Origin of the sequence: Streptomyces sp. NPDC005799, from assembly GCF_040630525.1 — a bacterium.
GTDB classification, from domain to species: domain Bacteria; phylum Actinomycetota; class Actinomycetes; order Streptomycetales; family Streptomycetaceae; genus Streptomyces; species Streptomyces griseorubiginosus_B.
This window is the reverse complement of the sequence record NZ_JBEXXQ010000047.1, coordinates 1-16,480: the sequence shown is the minus strand read 5'-3', so window position 1 is coordinate 16,480 and position 16,480 is coordinate 1. Positions and strand designations below refer to the sequence as shown.

The 16,480-nt window shown below is 71.3% G+C and carries 16 protein-coding genes; 9 read left to right on the top strand and 7 right to left on the bottom strand.

Going from position 1 to position 16,480, the window contains the following annotated elements; translation table 11 throughout:
* Both ABZ453_RS36205 and ABZ453_RS36200 read right to left on the bottom strand, forming a co-directional pair.
* On the bottom strand, positions 1–861 hold the full coding sequence (locus ABZ453_RS36205) for a MurR/RpiR family transcriptional regulator (protein WP_359021866.1): 861 nt from the start codon (positions 859–861) through the stop codon (positions 1–3).
* A complete protein-coding gene (locus ABZ453_RS36200) occupies positions 861–2,966 on the bottom strand; it encodes an aromatic amino acid ammonia-lyase (RefSeq protein ID WP_359021865.1) in 2,106 nt (701 codons plus the stop codon). The genes ABZ453_RS36205 and ABZ453_RS36200 overlap by 1 nt, the downstream gene beginning before the upstream one ends.
* Positions 2,967–3,107: 141 nt before the next feature.
* Between ABZ453_RS36200 and ABZ453_RS36195 the strand changes: the two genes are divergently transcribed.
* The 5 genes from ABZ453_RS36195 (at position 3,108) to ABZ453_RS36175 (ending at position 6,903) form a co-directional block, all read left to right on the top strand.
* Positions 3,108–4,142 (top strand): ATP-binding cassette domain-containing protein, encoded by a 1,035-nt coding sequence (locus ABZ453_RS36195; RefSeq protein WP_359021863.1) that lies wholly within the window; start codon positions 3,108–3,110, stop codon positions 4,140–4,142.
* Positions 4,139–4,780 (top strand): ABC transporter permease, encoded by a 642-nt coding sequence (locus ABZ453_RS36190; protein WP_133045951.1) that lies wholly within the window; start codon positions 4,139–4,141, stop codon positions 4,778–4,780. Before ABZ453_RS36195 ends, ABZ453_RS36190 begins: the two co-directional genes overlap by 4 nt.
* A gap of 1 nt (position 4,781) precedes the next feature.
* The gene (locus ABZ453_RS36185) at positions 4,782–5,444 is read left to right on the top strand and encodes an ABC transporter permease (RefSeq protein WP_359021861.1); all 663 of its coding nucleotides are present in this window, start codon (positions 4,782–4,784) and stop codon (positions 5,442–5,444) included.
* Positions 5,445–5,456: 12 nt separating this feature from the next.
* Positions 5,457–6,386: an ABC transporter substrate-binding protein gene (locus ABZ453_RS36180; protein ID WP_359021859.1), complete on the top strand. Its 930-nt coding sequence runs from the start codon at positions 5,457–5,459 to the stop codon at positions 6,384–6,386.
* Positions 6,387–6,474: 88 nt separating this feature from the next.
* Positions 6,475–6,903, top strand: a complete 429-nt coding sequence (locus tag ABZ453_RS36175) for a hypothetical protein (RefSeq protein ID WP_359021950.1) — start codon at positions 6,475–6,477, stop codon at positions 6,901–6,903.
* A gap of 420 nt (positions 6,904–7,323) precedes the next feature.
* Here ABZ453_RS36175 and ABZ453_RS36170 read toward each other — a convergent pair whose 3' ends face one another.
* Positions 7,324–8,712: a cystathionine beta-synthase gene (locus ABZ453_RS36170; protein ID WP_359021858.1), complete on the bottom strand. Its 1,389-nt coding sequence runs from the start codon at positions 8,710–8,712 to the stop codon at positions 7,324–7,326.
* Between the two features lie 162 nt (positions 8,713–8,874).
* Between ABZ453_RS36170 and ABZ453_RS36165 the strand changes: the two genes are divergently transcribed.
* From ABZ453_RS36165 to ABZ453_RS36155, 3 genes are all read left to right on the top strand, one after another.
* Positions 8,875–9,915, top strand: a complete 1,041-nt coding sequence (locus ABZ453_RS36165; RefSeq protein ID WP_359021856.1) for an SGNH/GDSL hydrolase family protein — start codon at positions 8,875–8,877, stop codon at positions 9,913–9,915.
* Positions 9,916–10,092: 177 nt separating this feature from the next.
* A complete protein-coding gene (locus ABZ453_RS36160) occupies positions 10,093–11,310 on the top strand; it encodes an acetyl-CoA C-acetyltransferase (protein ID WP_359021855.1) in 1,218 nt (405 codons plus the stop codon).
* Between the two features lie 282 nt (positions 11,311–11,592).
* The gene (locus ABZ453_RS36155) at positions 11,593–12,369 is read left to right on the top strand and encodes a hypothetical protein (RefSeq protein ID WP_207929874.1); all 777 of its coding nucleotides are present in this window, start codon (positions 11,593–11,595) and stop codon (positions 12,367–12,369) included.
* 23 nt (positions 12,370–12,392) lie between these two features.
* On the opposite strand, the gene ABZ453_RS36150 is transcribed toward ABZ453_RS36155, so the two are convergent.
* On the bottom strand, positions 12,393–12,704 hold the full coding sequence (locus ABZ453_RS36150; RefSeq protein ID WP_359021853.1) for a hypothetical protein: 312 nt from the start codon (positions 12,702–12,704) through the stop codon (positions 12,393–12,395).
* 104 nt (positions 12,705–12,808) lie between these two features.
* Between ABZ453_RS36150 and ABZ453_RS36145 the strand changes: the two genes are divergently transcribed.
* Positions 12,809–13,039 (top strand): DUF4287 domain-containing protein, encoded by a 231-nt coding sequence (locus tag ABZ453_RS36145; protein ID WP_133045944.1) that lies wholly within the window; start codon positions 12,809–12,811, stop codon positions 13,037–13,039.
* Positions 13,040–13,110: 71 nt separating this feature from the next.
* Here ABZ453_RS36145 and ABZ453_RS36140 read toward each other — a convergent pair whose 3' ends face one another.
* From ABZ453_RS36140 to ABZ453_RS36130, 3 genes are all read right to left on the bottom strand, one after another.
* Positions 13,111–13,998: a Bax inhibitor-1/YccA family protein gene (locus tag ABZ453_RS36140; RefSeq protein WP_359021852.1), complete on the bottom strand. Its 888-nt coding sequence runs from the start codon at positions 13,996–13,998 to the stop codon at positions 13,111–13,113.
* Between the two features lie 157 nt (positions 13,999–14,155).
* A complete protein-coding gene (locus ABZ453_RS36135) occupies positions 14,156–15,331 on the bottom strand; it encodes a 4-hydroxybenzoate 3-monooxygenase (RefSeq protein WP_359021850.1) in 1,176 nt (391 codons plus the stop codon).
* A gap of 159 nt (positions 15,332–15,490) precedes the next feature.
* Entirely contained in the window at positions 15,491–16,168 is a 678-nt protein-coding gene (locus ABZ453_RS36130) for a hypothetical protein (protein ID WP_359021848.1), read from the bottom strand.
* Between the last annotated feature and the right edge of the window lie 312 nt (positions 16,169–16,480).

The following is a 16,480-nucleotide window of genomic DNA, read 5'->3' as shown; positions in this document are numbered from 1 at the left end:
CTACTCCACGAACAGGCCCCGCGCCGCCGCCCGGGCGTCGAACTCCTCCAGGCGGGACTGGGCGTCGGGCAGGTCGTCGCACATGGCCTCCAGCAGCACCCGGCCGAGCAGCATGGGCGCGCAGGCGGTGTCGAAGGCGAGGCCGGTGCCGACGGCGGCGGGCAGCAGGAGGTCGGAGACCTTGGCGACCGGCGCGAAGGCGGAGTCGGCCACGGTCACCACCGTCAGCCCGGCCTCCTTGGCGAAGGCGAGGCTGTCGACCACCTCGCGCGGATGCCGGGGCAGCGCGAAGCACAGCAGGGCGCTCGCTCCGGCCAGCACGGCGGCCTCGATGCGGTCCTGGATCATCGTGCCGCCCTCGTTGAGCAACCGGACGTCCGGGTGGACCTTGGCGGCGAAGTACGCGAAGCCGTAGGCCTGGGAGGCGGCGGCGCGCAGGCCCAGGACGGGGAGGGGACGCGAGGCGGCCAGCAGCCGCCCGGCCCGCTGCACGGGCCGCGGGTCGGCGAGCAGGTCGGCGAGGTGCCTGAGGTTCTCGATCTCGGCCTCGACGGCCTGCTGGTACTCGTTGTAGGAACCGGGCCGGTCCGTCGGCTCGGCGGGCGCGACCTCGCGCAGGTGCTTGCGCAGGGCCGGGTAGCCGTCGAAGCCGAGGGCGACGGCGAAACGCGTCACGGACGGCTGGCTGACCCCGGCCAGTTCGGCCAGCTCCACGCTGGACAGGAACGGCACATCGGCCGCCCGCCGCACCATGCTGTGCGCGATGCGCCGCTGGGTCGGCGTCAGACGGTGCCCCTCGAAGAGCGCCTGCAGTCGCCCCGCGGGACTGTCCGTCACACCCGTCTCCCTCTCCGCGCCCATCACTCGCTCCCCCTCCAGATCTCCGTGAACCGGTCGAGCAGTGCGGCCGCCGCCGTCACGTCGTCCGTGAGCGGCCGGTCGGCCTGGTCCTCCTGCAGTACGGACTCGGCGAGCCGGAACGCTCGGCCCACCGGAAGGTCCGGCTCGGGCCTGAGGTCGCGCTGGCGCAGCGCCCGTACGGCGGCGACGAGTTCGCAGCCGACGACGAGCCGGTACGCGCGGCAGGCGCGCCCGGTCTGACGTGCGGCGAGCGAGGCGAAGCTGGCCTGTTCCTCGACGCCCCGGGAGAGTACAGCGTGCCCGAGCGAGGCGGGAGCGGAGAACGCGCGCAGATCGCCGAGAGCGGCCCCGGCGGCGTACTCGAGGATCATCACACCGGAGGAGGCCGGCTCGTGGTCGGCGAGGAAGGGGCGCAGCCGGGTGTAGGCGGGCTCGTTGAGGGTGGACAGCCGGGAGGTCGACAGACGGGCCACCTGGGTCAGGGCCAGCCGGAAGTGGTCCAGGGCGAGGGCGAGTTGGGCCTGGTAGAAGCCGCCGTGGTGGTAGGCGGCCATGTCCTCGGGCGAGATGAGGGGGTTCTCGGCAGCAGCGTTGATCTCTATCGCCAGCACCTCCTCCAAGGCGTCGGCGGCGTCGTGCGCCGGGCCGTGGATCTGCGGCAGGCAGCGGAAGCCGTAGGGGTCCTGGATCCGGCCGAGCGGCGGGTTGGGCCGGTCGGCGGCGCCGATCAGCTCCCGCATCCGCGCGGCGACCCGGGCGCTCCCCCGGTGCGGGCGGGCGGCGTGCACGGGGGCGGCGTACGCCTCGTGCGAGCCGTCGACGGCGAGCAGCGACAACGCGGCGACGACCTGGGTCGCCTCGATCAGCCCGCGCAGTTCGTACAGGGCGAGCGCCGACTGCCCGAGGGTGAGGGCGTTACTGCTGATGAAGGCCAACGCGTCGTTGTTGTCGAGGGGTTGGGCCTCGGGAGCGCCGCCCACCCTGGACCCGGGAGCGGCGGCCGCACCGGCCCCCGGAACACCGGCCACCTCGGCCCCCGGAGCAGCACCCACATGGGACCCCGGACCGCCCGCCGCACCGGACCCCGGAGCACCAGCCACACCGGCCCCTGGACCGCCCGCCGAACCGGCCCCCAGAACGCCCGCCGCACCGGACCCTGGAGCACCAGCCACACCGGCCCCCAGAACGCCTGCCGAACCCAACCCCGGACTGTCGGCCGCGCCCGACCCCAGACCGCCCGCCGAACCCAACCCCGGACTGTCGGCCGCGCCCGACCCCAGACCGCCCGCCGCACCCGACCCCAGACCGCCCGCCGCACCCGACCCCGGAATGCCAGCCGCACCGGCCCCCAGAACGCCTGCCGAACCGGCCCCCAGAGCACCGGCCGCACCCGACCCCAGAGCGCCCGCCGCACCCGCCCCCGGAACGCCGGCCGCACCGGACCCCGGAGCACCGGCCGCACCCGACCCCGGAATGCCAGCCGCGCCCGACCCCAGAGCGCCCGCCGCACCCGACCCCAGAGCGCCCGCCGCCCCCGACCCCGGAACGCCGGCCGCACCGCCCACGGGGGCGCCCGGCTCCCGCCACGGATGCTCTCCCGCGAGCGCCAGTCCGACCTGTGCCAGGGCCGCGATGTCCCCGGTGCCGACCGAGCCGAACTCGTTGACGACCGGGTGGACCCCGTTCTCCAGCGCCTCGCACAGCGCCGTCACCACCGTCGGGCGCAGGCCCGCCCCGCCGGCGAGCAGCTGGTTGGCCCGTACGGCGAGCATGGCGCGCACCTGCCGGGAGGGCAGTTCGTCGCCGATCGCGCCGGCGTGGCTGCGCAGCAGCCTCAGGCCGTGTTCGGCGGCCGCCTCGGTGGGCACGTCCTCGTTCCGGTTGGCGCCGACGCCGGTCGAGCGGCCGTAGACGCGACCGGTCGCGGCGATCTGCCGGGCCGCGTCCCAGGACTCGGTCACCCGCTTCATCGCGTCGGTCCCGGGCACCGGCCGCGCGGTGCCGTCGGCGAGGCGCACGACGTCCGCGACGCCCAGCCCGATCCCGTCGAGGACCACGAGCCCCGTGTGCACGGCTTCCGGCGTGTCCACGATCCGAGACGACATCAAGCCCAAATCCTTCCCAATCCGGACACCTGATCTTGCTGTGCGGTCATCCGTTACCTCGGATTAACGCCAAACCGTTGACAAGCTATTCAGCTACGAAGAACTCTGCATGACGTTATGCAGCCGGGCAAGGGACAACTCATGATCCAGTTCGACGCGGTGCACAAGCGCTTCCCCAACGGCACGACAGCAGTACACGACCTCTCCCTGGAGATGCCGGAAGGCGGCGTGACCGTCCTCGTCGGATCTTCCGGTTGCGGCAAGACGACCACCCTTCGGATGATCAACCGGATGATAGAGCCGACCTCGGGCACCATCCGGGTCGGCGGCAAGGACGTGACCCGGCAGGACGCCGCCGAGCTGCGGCGCTCCATCGGGTACGTCATCCAGCAGGCGGGCCTCTTCCCGCACCGCACGGTGCTGGACAACGTCGCCACCGTGCCGCTCCTGCTCGGCTGGAACCGGAAGAAGGCCCGCGCCCGCGCCGCGGAGCTGCTGGAGACCGTGGGTCTGGCCGCCGACGCCGGCAAGCGCTACCCGCACCAGCTCTCCGGCGGCCAGCAGCAGCGCGTCGGCGTCGCCCGCGCCCTGGCCGCCGACCCGCCGGTCCTGCTCATGGACGAGCCCTTCGGCGCCGTCGACCCGGTGGTGCGCACCCAGCTCCAGGACGAACTGCTGCGGCTGCAGAAGGAGTTGAGCAAGACCATCGTCTTCGTCACCCACGACGTGGACGAGGCCGTACGCCTCGGCGACCAGATCGCGATCTTCCGCACCGGGGGCCACCTGGTCCAGTGCGCCACCCCCGCCGAGCTTCTCGCCCGCCCCGCCGACGACTTCGTGGCCGGCTTCCTCGGCGCCGAGCGCGGTCTGAAGCTGCTGTCGCTGAAGACCCTCGCCAACGTCCCGCAGGGCCCGGCGCCGGAGGGCGGCACCTGGACCCTCGTCCTCGACGAGCAGCGCAGGCCCCGGCACTGGGCGTCGAAGGAGGCCGAACTCCCCGTACGGCCGCTGCGCGACACCGACTCGCTGCTGTCCGCGCTCGACGAGTCGCTCGCCTCCCCCACCGGCCTGGTCGCCCGCGTCGACGCGGACGGCGTCCTCACCGGGGTCTCCTCCCGCGACGACATCCACGAGCACGCGGGCCGGGCGCACACGGAAGCGCGGGTGGCCGCATGACCATCGACTGGTCGTGGATCGGCGACCACACCGACGACCTGACCTCCCTCACGCTCTCCCACCTCCAGGCCGCCATGACCGCCGTCTTCTTCGGCGTGCTCATCTCGCTGCCGCTCGCGGTGATCGCCCACCGGATCCGCCCGCTGCGCGGCTTCCTGCTCGGCGTCTCGAACGTCCTCTTCACGATCCCGTCGATCGCGATCTTCGTGCTGCTGCTGCCGGTCAGCGGACTGACCCGCACCACCACCGTCATCGGCCTGACCGTGTACACCCTGGTCGTGCTGCTGCGGAACACCGTCGAGGGCCTCGACTCGGTCCCCGCGAAGACCAAGGAGGCGGCGAAGGCCATGGGCACGCGACCCCTGCGCACGCTCCTCACGGTCGAGTTCCCGCTCGCCCTCCCCGTGATCATGGCGGGTGTCCGCATCGCCACGGTCATGTCGATCTCGCTGGTCTCGGTCGCCACCTACATCGGCGACGGCGGCCTCGGCCAGCTCTTCACCGACGGCTTCCAGCGCGACTTCCCGACCCCGGTGATCGTGGGCGTGGTCCTCACCATCCTGCTCGCCGTGGTCGCGGACGCCCTGCTGGTGGCGCTCCAGTACGTGCTGACCCCGTGGCGCAGGAGGCGGGCCTGAGATGTACGAGCTCTTCAAGAACCTCGGCACATGGCTGACGAGCGGCGCGAGCTGGTCCGGCAACGACGGCATCGCCCACCGCCTCGCCGAGCACCTCCAGTACTCGCTGCTCGCGACCCTCATCGCCGCCGCGATCGGCCTCCCGCTCGGCCTGCTCATCGGCCACACCGGCAAGGGCGCCTTCGTCGCGATCAACCTCGCGTCCTTCGGCCGCGCGCTGCCGACCGTCGGCCTGGTCGTGCTGGTCTTCCTGGCGGGCGGGCTGTCGATGCTGCCGGTGTACGTCGCCCTGGTCGCCCTCGCGGTCCCGGCGATCGTCACCAACACCTACGCCGGGATGACCGCTGTGGACCCGGACGTGAAGGACGCGGCGCGCGGGCAGGGCATGCGGGGCCACCAGGTCCTGTTCCAGGTCGAGCTGCCCCTCGCGCTCCCCCTGATCATGACCGGTCTGCGGCTCGCCCTCATCCAGGTCGTCGCCACGGCCACCATCGCCGCGTACGTCTCCTTCGGCGGCCTCGGCCGCTACGTCTTCGACGGCCTCGCCCAGCGCGACCTCGTACAGGTGCTGGGCGGCGCGGTGCTGGTCGCCGTGGTCGCCGTCGTCCTCGACCTGGCCCTGTCGGGCCTGCAGCGCTTCCTCTTCCGCCACCGCACCGCCTAGGGAAATCCGACCATGAACCGACGCACCCTCCTCGGCGGCCTGTTCGCGGCCGCGTCCGTCCCCGCCCTGTCCGCCTGCGCGAGCGGCATCACCTCGCTCGACAGCCAGGGCTCCACGTCCGGCGGCGGTGGCTCCAGCAAGAGCGGCATCACCATCGGCACCGCCAACTTCACCGAGAACCAGGTCCTCGGCTACCTCTACGCGGCCGTCCTGAAGGCCGCGGGCGTCAAGGTCAAGGTCCGCCCCAACCTCGGCACTCGGGAGATCGTGATCCCCGCGCTGAAGGCGGGCGACATCGACCTGCTGCCCGAGTACCAGGGCGCCCTCCTGAACTACCTCGCACCGAAGGACAACTCCTCGGAGCCCGGCACCATGCAGAACGCGCTCACCCTCGCGCTGCCCGCCGGCCTCCAGGTGCTCCCCTACGGACAGGCGGCCGACTCGGACTGCTTCGTCGTCACCCGGGCCACCGCCCGTAAATACGGCCTGACCACCCTCGCCGACCTGGCCAAGCAGAACGGCAGGCTGGTCATCGGCGCCGCGCCCGAGGTGAAGAAGCGCCGGGTGGGGGCGGTGGGCCTGAACGACTTCTACGGCGTGGAGTTCAAGGAGTTCAAGTCGCTGGACTCCGACGGTCCGCTGGTCAAGGGCGCCCTGAAGAAGGGGGACGTCGACGTGGCGAACCTCTTCACCACCGACACCGACATCGCCGCCAACGGCTGGGTGGTGCTCGCCGACCCGAAGAACCTGATCCCCAGCCAGCACATCGTCCCGCTCATCGCCGACCGCAAGTCCGACGACACGGTCCGCAAGGCCCTGGCCAAGCTCGGCAACATCCTCACCACCGAGCAGCTCACCCAGCTCAACAGCCAGGTCGACAACGACAAGAAGGACCCCGAGGACGTGGCCAACGCCTACGCCAAGCAGCACGGGCTGGTCTGATCCCCAGCCCGAACAGGGGGGCTAACCCCAGTGCGGCCGGCGGCGCGGCTCCTTACCGTGGATTGTCATGACGGGAATGGAGACGAGCATGGACGCGCGGGACGCCGAGCTCAAGAAGGAGCTCAACGCCACTCTGCAGGCCCGCAGGGAACTGGGTGAGGAGTACGAGTCCGCGCTGGTCGACTCGTTCCTTGAGAAGGTCGACCAGCGTATCGACGGAGCGGTGGAGCGCCGGGTGCGGCGGCAGATGGCCGAGCAGCAGATGGTGGTGGCCCGGGGGGCGCGGGCGCCGAAGCCCACCGACTCCTGGGGCGAGCGCTTCGGCTTCGGCATCGTCTCGCTGGTCCTGGCGATCCCGCTGTCCGCGATCGGCGGCGGCATCGCACACCTGCCCGGCCTGCTGGTCGCCTGGGCGGGGATCGTCGGCGTCAACGCCTTCTCGGCGGCCCGCGTCAACCCGAGCCTGTTCGGCGGTCGCCGTAAGCGCGACAAGGACGAGGACCGCTGGGAAGAGTGACTGCTGTTTGTCATGCGACGACGGCCGCCACCATCAATTGAGGAACCCCGACGGCGAGCAACCACGTCCGCGAGAGCGGCGCCGGTTCAGGCGCAAAGTAATGCGCGGGGACCGCCGCACCCCCGTTGCCGGGGGGCGGGACGACGGCGGTCCCCGCGAAGGACGCTGACCGGGTCAGGGCCGGGTCTCGCGTCCGGCGTCCATGGAGGTCCGGGAGCCGCTCCGGAGGTCCTTGGACGTTCGGCGCCGGCTGGGGCGGGGAGCCGCTCCCGCCCTGCCGACACCCACTAATGTGCCGGAGCCGTGTTAAGCGTGTGCTGCGTGCACGTGACACGCTCGTACCACTTCCGCGAAGTCCACCACTTCGGTAGGCAACCGCAAGTTCGCCGTGGTGAGGCTCCGTTCACCGGACGTTCGCCGTCACTTTCCGCCCTTGGCCAGGAAGTGCAGCAGGTCCTGCCGGCTGATCACCCCGGTCGGCTTTCCCTCGACCAGGACGATCGCCGCGTCCGCCGCGCCGAGCACGGTCATCAGGTCGGCGACCGGCTCGCCGGAGCCCACCTGGGGCAGCGGGGCCGACATGTGCTTCTCCAGCGGGTCCTCCAGCGAGGCCCGCTTGGCGAACAGCGCGTCCAGCAGCTCCCGCTCCACGACCGAGCCGACGACCTCGGCGGCCATGACGTCCGGGTGACCGGCCCCCGGCTTCACGATCGGCATCTGCGAGACGCCGTACTCGCGCAGGACCTCGATGGCCTGGCCGACGGTCTCGTCCGGGTGCATGTGGACGAGCGAGGGGATGGCGCCGTGCTCCTTGTCGCTGAGCACGTCCGCGACGCGGGCGCTGGGACCCTCGTCCTCGAGGAAGCCGTAGTCCGCCATCCACTCGTCGTTGAAGATCTTGCTCAGGTACCCGCGCCCGCTGTCCGGCAGCAGGACGACCACCACGTCGTCCTCCGTGAGGCGCCGCGCGACCTCCAGCGCCGCGACGACCGCCATCCCGCAGGAGCCGCCGACCAGCAGCCCCTCCTCCTTGGCGAGCCGGCGGGTCATCTGGAAGGAGTCCTTGTCGGAGACCGGGACGATCTCGTCGGCGACCGTCCGGTCGTAGGCGGTGGGCCAGAAGTCCTCACCGACGCCCTCGACCAGGTACGGGCGCCCGGAGCCGCCGGAGTACACCGAACCCTCGGGGTCGGCGCCGATCACCTTCACCTTGCCGTCGCTGACGTCCTTCAGATAGCGGCCGGTGCCGGAGATGGTGCCTCCGGTCCCCACGCCCGCCACGAAATGGGTGATCCTCCCCTCCGTCTGCTCCCACAGCTCGGGGCCGGTCGAGTGGTAGTGGGAGAGCGGGTTGTTGGGGTTGGAGTACTGGTCGGGCTTCCACGCGCCCGGCGTCTCGCGCACCAGCCGGTCGGAGACGTTGTAGTACGAGTCCGGGTGCTCCGGGTCGACGGCCGTGGGGCAGACCACGACCTCGGCCCCGTACGCCCGCAGCACGTTGATCTTGTCGGTGCTCACCTTGTCGGGGCACACGAAGATGCACTTGTACCCCTTCTGCTGCGCCACGATGGCGAGCCCCACCCCGGTGTTCCCGCTGGTCGGTTCCACGATCGTCCCGCCGGGCTTGAGCGCCCCGCTCTCCTCGGCCGCCTCGATCATGCGCAGGGCGATGCGGTCCTTCACGGAGCCGCCCGGGTTGAAGTACTCGACCTTGGCCAGGACGGTCGCCTTGATGCCCTTGGTCACGCTGTTGAGCCTCACCAGCGGGGTGTTGCCGACGAGGCTGATCATCGAGTCGTGGAATTGCACCGTTGTCTCCGGTTGCTTGCAAAAGAAAGTGGTCCTAGTGGTTCCGCCAGCGTAGGCCCTGTCGTCCGCCCACGGCGGTCGTTCACTCCCCGTTGAGATTGGCGAACGGTCGGTACGGGGCAAGGAGTGGATGTACGGCAACGAAGGAGGTGGCGGCGAGGTATGACGAGCATGTCGAGGGCACGGGTGGCCCGGCGGATCGCGGCCGGTGCCGCATACGGCGGCGGCGGGATCGGGCTGGCCGGTGCGGCCGCCATGGGACTGCTGCTGGCGGAGGTCCAGCTGGCCAAGCGCCATGTGGGCAACGGCAGCAGCGGCCGGGTGCCGGTGGCGGACGGCCTGTACGGCACCGCCTACACCGTGCCCGACGAAGCTCCCCTGCGGCTGACGATGCTCGGCGACTCCACGGCCGCGGGACAGGGCGTGCACCGGGCCGGCCAGACGCCGGGCGCGCTGCTGGCCTCGGGGCTGTCGGCGGTGGCCGAACGCCCGGTGGAGCTCCACAACGTGGCCCTTCCGGGGGCGACCTCCGACGACCTGGACCGCCAGGTGGCCCTGGTCCTCGCCAACCCCGCCCTGGTCCCGGACGTCTGCGTGATCATGATCGGCGCGAACGACGTCACGCACCGCATGCCCCCGACCCGTTCCGTCCGCCATCTCTCGGCGGCGGTACGGCGGCTGCGCACGGCCGGCGCGGAGGTGGTGGTCGGCACCTGTCCGGACCTGGGCACGGTGGAGCGGGTGCAGCAGCCGCTGCGCTGGCTGGCCCGCCGCGCCTCCCGCCAGCTGGCGGCCGCCCAGACGATCGGAACCGTCGAACAGGGCGGCCGCACCGTGTCCCTGGGCGACCTGCTGGGCCCCGAGTTCGAGGCCAACCCCCGCGAACTGTTCGGCCCGGACAACTACCACCCCTCCGCCGAGGGCTACGCGACGGCGGCGATGGCCGTCCTGCCGACGGTGTGCGCGGCGCTCGGCCTGTGGCCGGCCGAGGAGGAGCGTCCGGACGTGTCGCGGCGGGAGGGCTTCCTGCCCGTGGCGAGGGCGGCGGCGGAAGCGGCGTCCGAGCCGGGCACCGAGGTCACGGCGGCGATGCCGACGGGTCCGCGCGGGCCGTGGGCGCTGCTCAAGCGCAGGCGCAGGCGGCGGGTGCACGAGCCGGCGCCGCAGCAGAGTTCCGTCTCCTCGACGCAGCCGGCCCCCTGAGCGACAAAGCAAGCGCTTAGAAAATTGCGGTCAGGGTCACACCGCGACAGACGTGACCCTGACCATACGTACGGGTAACTTCCCAAGCAGCCCCGACCGTCTCGTACGCCCGCCCGTCGCCCGACCACCACCCCTCAACGAGGCGCTGCGCGCCACCTCTTCCTGTCTGGAGCCGTCATGCCCGAAGCAGTCATCGTCTCGACCGCCCGCTCCCCGATCGGCCGTGCCGTCAAGGGCTCGCTCAAGGATCTGCGCCCGGACGACCTCACCGCCACGATCATCCAGGCCGCTCTGGCGAAGGTCCCCGAGCTGGACCCGAAGGACATCGACGACCTGATGCTCGGCTGTGGCCTGCCGGGTGGCGAGCAGGGCCACAACCTCGGCCGGATCGTCGCCGTGCAGATGGGCATGGACCACCTGCCGGGCTGCACCATCACCCGTTACTGTTCCTCCTCGCTGCAGACCAGCCGTATGGCCCTGCACGCCATCAAGGCCGGCGAGGGCGACGTCTTCATCTCGGCCGGTGTCGAGATGGTCTCCCGCTACGCCAACGGCAGTTCCGACATGCCGAGCGGACGCAACCCCCTCTTCGCCGACGCCGAGGCCCGCACCGACGCCACGGCCGCCTCCGAGGGCTCCACCTGGCACGACCCGCGCGAGGACGGCCTGCTCCCCGACCCGTACATCGCGATGGGCCAGACCGCCGAGAACCTGGCGCGCTGGAAGGGCGTGACCCGCGAGGACATGGACGAGTTCGGCGTCCGCTCACAGAACCTCGCCGAGGAGGCCATCAAGAACGGCTTCTGGGAGCGCGAGATCACGCCGGTCACGCTGCCCGACGGCACGGTGGTCAGCAAGGACGACGGCCCGCGCCCCGGCGTGACCCTGGAGGGCGTCTCCGGCCTCAAGCCGGTCTTCCGCCCCGACGGCCTGGTCACCGCCGGCAACTGCTGCCCGCTGAACGACGGCGCCGCGGCCGTGGTCATCATGAGCGACACCAAGGCCCGTGAGCTGGGCCTGACCCCGCTCGCCCGCATCGTGTCGACCGGCGTCTCGGGCCTGTCCCCGGAGATCATGGGTCTCGGCCCGGTGGAGGCCTCGCAGCGGGCCCTGCGCCTGGCCGGCCTCACCATCGACGACATCGACCTGGTCGAGATCAACGAGGCGTTCGCCGCCCAGGTGATCCCCTCCTACCGCGACCTGGGCATCCCGCTGGAGAAGCTGAACGTCAACGGCGGCGCGATCGCCGTCGGCCACCCCTTCGGCATGACCGGCGCCCGCATCACCGGGACCCTCATCAACTCCCTGCAGTTCCACGACAAGCAGTTCGGTCTGGAGACGATGTGCGTCGGCGGCGGCCAGGGCATGGCGATGGTCATCGAGCGCCTGAGCTGAACCCGCTGAGTAACCACTGAGGCACCAATGGTGAGCCTCTGGCCCGGAGTCCGGAACACCACCGGCCTCCGGGCCGTTTTGTGATCCAATCTCCCCCAGGATGTGACCTATCTCCCTTAGCGGGGGGATTCACGCAGCTCAGTGCGGGTACGACAACCCTTCTGGGACCCAAAGTCCTGTCCGGTTCGTGACGTTACGCACTGACAGCTGGTCAGTCCGCCCTTCAAGCTGATGTAGGAAGTCGGGGGTCGACTTTGAACCGGGAGTACGTCAGTGAGCGCCATGCCGATCGCCTTGCTGCTCATCACGGCCGCCACGGGCGCCGTGGGCGTCGCCGTCCTGCGCACCCTCATGGTGCTGCGACGTGAGGTCGCCGCCCTGCACACCCAGCTCGCCGAGCAGCACGCCCCGCACGGTCTCGTGCCCGCCGCCCGTCTGTCGACGGAGGCCGACGAGATACGCGCCGCCGTCGCCGAGGCGCTCGCCGAGGAGCGCGAACGCGAACTGGCCGAGGCGCGCGCCTTCTGGGCCGCGCAGGAGTCCCGTGACGGCTCCGACGCGCCCTCGCTCCTCGGCCTGCCGGACAGCGAGCTGTACCTCCCCCGGCAGAGCGACTTCGTGGGGCTGGAGCCGCTGGAGCCGGTGACCGAGCAGGCCGCCGACGCCGACGAGTTCGCCGGGGACTCCCCCGAACTGGCCGCGGCCCGCCGCCGTCACCCCTCCCACCCGGACTTCGTCCCGGTGCAGTCACCCGTGGCGAACGACCATGAGCGCACGGTGGCCACCCTCGAGGAACTGGCCGCCACCCGCACCGAACTGACCGACGTCCGCCCCGGCCCGCTGGGCACGCTGGACGTCTACGTCTTCGCCGACGGCACGACCCTGTGCATGACCCCGGGCCACCGCGAGACGGCCGAACGTCTGGCGGCCGCCCTGCGCGCGGGCCGGACGCCGGTCCTGCTCGGCGGTTCGGGCGTCTCCGGCGCCTACACGCTGACCTTCGAGTGCGGCGAGGAGAACGTGTACATCCTGGCGGACCGGGTCATCGCGTCCCTGTAGGGATCAGCGTCCCCGTAGGGAGATCAGACGCCGGCGCGCTGTTGCGCCTGAGCCACCAGTTCCACCGCCTGTTCCAGCTGGCCCTCGTCCTTGAGCACGAGGGCCAAGTCGTGTACGGCGACGGTGATTTGGTCGGCGGCGGCGAACATTCCGGCGTCCGGCATCAGCCGGGGCTCCGTTCCCGGGTCCTCCAGGACCTGCGCCCGGCAGGCCAACTCCCGGGCCAGCTGCAGGGCCTCGGCGGCGGCTCCCCGCTGCAGCCGGCTCTGCGGAGCCGCCCTCAACCGGTCGGCGAAGTGATCCACGGCTCGCGTCAAGGGCGTCGTATCAACCACGGAACGAGCGTACGCGGCACCGCCAGACTGTTGCCAACAGGCGAACGCTCAGGCACCGTGACCTGAAGGACCGGCTTACATCCCCTTTGCGTTCGGAGGCGCCGATGTCCCACGTCCTCTCCGAGGAGACCCACCGCAACATGCTCGCCCGCATCCCCCACTGCACCGGTCGTGAAGTGTCCGACTGGATCCGCACCGTCGAAGAAGGCCCCGCCCTCTTCCGCTTCGAGGAAAAGGTCAGCTGGCTCCGCCACGAGCACAACCTCGCGTACGGCCACGCGAAGGCGATCGTCCACGAATACGACCTGAGGAGGGCAGCGCGCAAACTGCTCTAGGCGCGCACCACAACATGCCGAAGGGCCCCCGGTGAGAGCACCGGAGGCCCTTCGTGACAGCCGCGGGACGGCTAGTCGTTGCTGTTGAGGATGGCGATGATCCGCAGGAACTCCATGTAGATCCACACCAGCGTCAGCGTCAGCCCGAAAGCCGCCAGCCACGCCTCCTCCTTCGGCGCGCCGTAGGCGATGCCGTCCTCGACCTGCTTGAAGTCCAGGGCGAGGAAGCAGGCGCCGAGCAGCACACCGACGATGCCGAAGAAGACACCGAGCGGGCCGCTGCGGAAGCCGAGGCCGTCACCGCCGCCGAAGACCGCGAACAGCAGGTTCACGACCATCAGCAGCACGAAGCCGAGCGCCGCCGCCATCACGAAGCCGTAGAAACGGCGGTTGACGCGGATCCAGCCCGCCTTGTACGCCACCAGCACACCGGCGAACACCGCCATCGTGCCGATCACCGCCTGCATGGCCGCGCCACTCGCGATGCGGTTGTCGACCACGCTGGAGACCACGCCGAGGAAGACACCCTCGAACGCGGCGTACGACAGGATCAGCGCGGGCGTGGCCTTGCGCTTGAAGGACTGCACGAGCGCCAGGACCATGCCGATCAGCGCGGCGCCGACACCGATGCCGTAGGAGCGGCTGATGTGGGCGTCGTCGACCGGCAGCAGCGCCCAGGCGAGGGCGGCCGTGACGATCAGGGTGCCGAGGGTGGACGCGGTGCGCAGGACGACGTCGTCCATGGTCATCCGGCCGGTGGTGGCCGGGGCCTGGGGCGGGGCGCCGTACTGCAGGTCCTGCTGGGCGTACGGGTTCTGCGCGTAGGGATTGCCGCCCGCGTAGGGGTTGGCCTGCGTTCCGACAGCGGGACCCCCGGCCTGCGGCGCGGTGTTGAAGCCCGCGTAGCCGTTGTCGCGGCTGAACCCCCGTCGCGAGAAGACCGGGTTTCTGCTCCTCATTTCACTCCTCCATGGCCGCACGTCGCAGCCTTGGCTCAAGAGTAATAGGTAGGCAAAGGATTGACCCTAGTGCTTGGGGAGGATCTTTCCCTCGTCGTGCAGCGCAACACGCTACGCGGGTCCGTGATTCCCCTCACCGCGGGGGTTCACACGGCCGTCAGTCCAGGGGGAAACCCGTGTAGCCCTCGGCCAGGTCGGCCTCGGCGGCACGCGAGGCCGCGACCCGCTCCAGACGGGCGAGCTGCAGGCGATGGTCGAAGGGGGTGGCGTCGGGGGCCGGGTGCAGCATCGTCGTCATGTCGTACGAGAACCGCTCGGCCTGCCAGACCCGGCGCAGACAGGTCTGCGAGTAGGCGTCGAGCAGCTCGGCCGAGCCGGTCTCCTTCTCGTGCGACAGCGCCCGCGCGAAGGTCACCACGTCGCCGACGGCCAGGTTGAGGCCCTTGGCGCCGGTCGGCGGGACGATGTGCGCCGCGTCGCCGGCCAAAAAGAGGCTGCCGTACCGCATCGGCTCGTGGACGTAGGAGCGCATCGGGGTGACGGACTTCTGGGTGATCGGGCCGCGCTCCAGGCGCCAGTCGTCCGCGGTCTCGAAGCGGCGCTCCAGCTCGTCCCAGATCTCCTCGTCACCCCAGCTCTCGGCGTCGGTGCCGGTGGGCACCTGGAGGTAGAGGCGGGAGACGGACGGGGAGCGCATGGACAGCAGGGCGAAGCCGCGGTCGTGGCGGGCGTAGACCAGCTCGTCGTGGGAGGGCGGGACGTCGGCGAGGATGCCCAGCCAGCCGAAGGGGTACGTCCGCTCGAACACGCGGGTGAGCTCGGCGGGAATCGCCTGCCGGGCCACCCCCCAGAACCCGTCGCACCCGACGACGTACCGGCACTCCAGCACGTCCTCCCGCCCCTCGTGCCGGAACCGCACGGACGGGCTGTCGGTGTCCGCGCCCTCGACGGCGAGGGCCTCCGCCTCGAACAGCAGCGGGCCGCCCTCCTTGAGCTGGAGGGCGATGAGGTCCTTGCAGACCTCGGTCTGGGCGTACACCATCACGGACCGGCCGCCGGTGAGGGCGGGGAAGTCGACGCGGTGGCGCTTCTTGTCGTAGCGCAGTTCGATGCCGTCGTGCGGGAGGCCCTCCCGGTCCATGCGCTCGCCGGCGCCGGCCGCGCGCAGCACGTCCACCGTGCCCTGCTCCAGGATCCCGGCGCGCTGGCGGTGCTCGACGTAGGCCCGGTCGCGGCTCTCCAGCACGACGGAGTCGATCCCGGCGTTGTGCAGCAGCCGGGCGAGGAGGAGGCCGGCCGGGCCGGCGCCGATGATGCCGACGGTGGTACGCATCCCGCATCCCTTGGTCGTCTTGTTCGCCATTTGTTCGCTGAGTGAAATTTACTTCACCAGCTTCTGGGATGTGAGTCTGCGCCCGCCTCCGGGGGATGTCAATGGCCGACCGCCGTGCCGTGGGAGACGGGCACGGCGGTCGGCACGGGGCCGCCGGGATCAGTGCGCCGGGGGCCAGCCGTCGAGGTGACGGTGGAGGGTGACGTCGGGCTTCACATCGCCCTTGGGGGCGTTCGCCACGGCGTCGCGCAGTACGGCGGTGACCTCGCCGGCCAGGCCGTCGACCCGGGTCTTGAGGTCGGCCGCGGGCAGCGAGGAGCGGGTCAGCTCGTCCAGCCGCTGGTGGATGTCGGCGAGCTTGTGCTGGGTGTCGGCGTTCAGGCTGAACGCGGTCGGCGTGGAGACGACGAACTGGTAGGCCCCGGCCAGGGTCTGGCAGCCGGTGCACTTCTTGTTGGCCGCGTCGCTGAGGTTCACGGCGTTGAGGTGCGTGTGCTCGCCCGCCATCGTGACGATCTGGAACGACAGCGCGACGGAACGGCAGGCGTCGTCCGCCGAGCAGCCCGCCGAGACCGCGTTGGCCTGGTTACGGGCGGCGGCGGCGTTCACCGTGCCGAACTGGCGCACCGTGAACGAGTCCCGGGCCTGGGTGTGGTGGGCCCGGTCGGCGTGCGTGAACACATGGTCCGACGCGAACGCGGCGTGCGACACCCCGCCCGCGGCCTGCGCCGGCACGGCGGTCGCGGCCCCCGCGACACCGGCCGCGAACAGCCCTATGCCGAGGGCCCGACGGGTGAGGGGGTTGCGGGTAGGTCGTGCTTTTCGATGGCTGCTCAACGGTTCTCCTCGGTGGATGAGTCGGTGGTGGGGGGTGGCGGTGGTTGGGGGTGTGCCGGTGCCGGGGGTGCCGGGTGTACCTGTGGCGGTGGTGCCGGGTGTACGGGTGCGGTGGTGCCGGGGGTGCCGGCTGTACGGGTGGCGGTGTGGCCGGGTGCCGGGTGTGCACTGGCGGCGGTTGGGCGGTGGTGCCGGATGGGCGGTGGTGCCGGGGAGGCGGGGTGCGGGCCGGGGCCTCTAATCGCCGGGCTCTCTCCCTCACCTGGCAGCGCAGGAGTTCCTGAATCCGCTGGTCGAGCCCGTCCACGCGCC

What these genes read in the sequence shown, in the direction of transcription:
- ABZ453_RS36175 (WP_359021950.1), top strand. Translation starts at nt 6,475, where the DNA reads ATGGACGCGCGGGACGCCGAGCTCAAGAAGGAGCTCAACGCCACTCTG.
- ABZ453_RS36135 (WP_359021850.1), bottom strand. Translation starts at nt 15,331, where the DNA reads ATGCGTACCACCGTCGGCATCATCGGCGCCGGCCCGGCCGGCCTCCTC.
- ABZ453_RS36205 (WP_359021866.1), bottom strand. Translation starts at nt 861, where the DNA reads ATGGGCGCGGAGAGGGAGACGGGTGTGACGGACAGTCCCGCGGGGCGA.
- ABZ453_RS36195 (WP_359021863.1), top strand. Translation starts at nt 3,108, where the DNA reads ATGATCCAGTTCGACGCGGTGCACAAGCGCTTCCCCAACGGCACGACA.
- ABZ453_RS36140 (WP_359021852.1), bottom strand. Translation starts at nt 13,998, where the DNA reads ATGAGGAGCAGAAACCCGGTCTTCTCGCGACGGGGGTTCAGCCGCGAC.
- ABZ453_RS36165 (WP_359021856.1), top strand. Translation starts at nt 8,875, where the DNA reads ATGACGAGCATGTCGAGGGCACGGGTGGCCCGGCGGATCGCGGCCGGT.
- ABZ453_RS36145 (WP_133045944.1), top strand. Translation starts at nt 12,809, where the DNA reads ATGTCCCACGTCCTCTCCGAGGAGACCCACCGCAACATGCTCGCCCGC.
- ABZ453_RS36190 (WP_133045951.1), top strand. Translation starts at nt 4,139, where the DNA reads ATGACCATCGACTGGTCGTGGATCGGCGACCACACCGACGACCTGACC.
- ABZ453_RS36185 (WP_359021861.1), top strand. Translation starts at nt 4,782, where the DNA reads ATGTACGAGCTCTTCAAGAACCTCGGCACATGGCTGACGAGCGGCGCG.
- ABZ453_RS36155 (WP_207929874.1), top strand. Translation starts at nt 11,593, where the DNA reads ATGCCGATCGCCTTGCTGCTCATCACGGCCGCCACGGGCGCCGTGGGC.
- ABZ453_RS36160 (WP_359021855.1), top strand. Translation starts at nt 10,093, where the DNA reads ATGCCCGAAGCAGTCATCGTCTCGACCGCCCGCTCCCCGATCGGCCGT.
- ABZ453_RS36200 (WP_359021865.1), bottom strand. Translation starts at nt 2,966, where the DNA reads ATGTCGTCTCGGATCGTGGACACGCCGGAAGCCGTGCACACGGGGCTC.
- ABZ453_RS36180 (WP_359021859.1), top strand. Translation starts at nt 5,457, where the DNA reads ATGAACCGACGCACCCTCCTCGGCGGCCTGTTCGCGGCCGCGTCCGTC.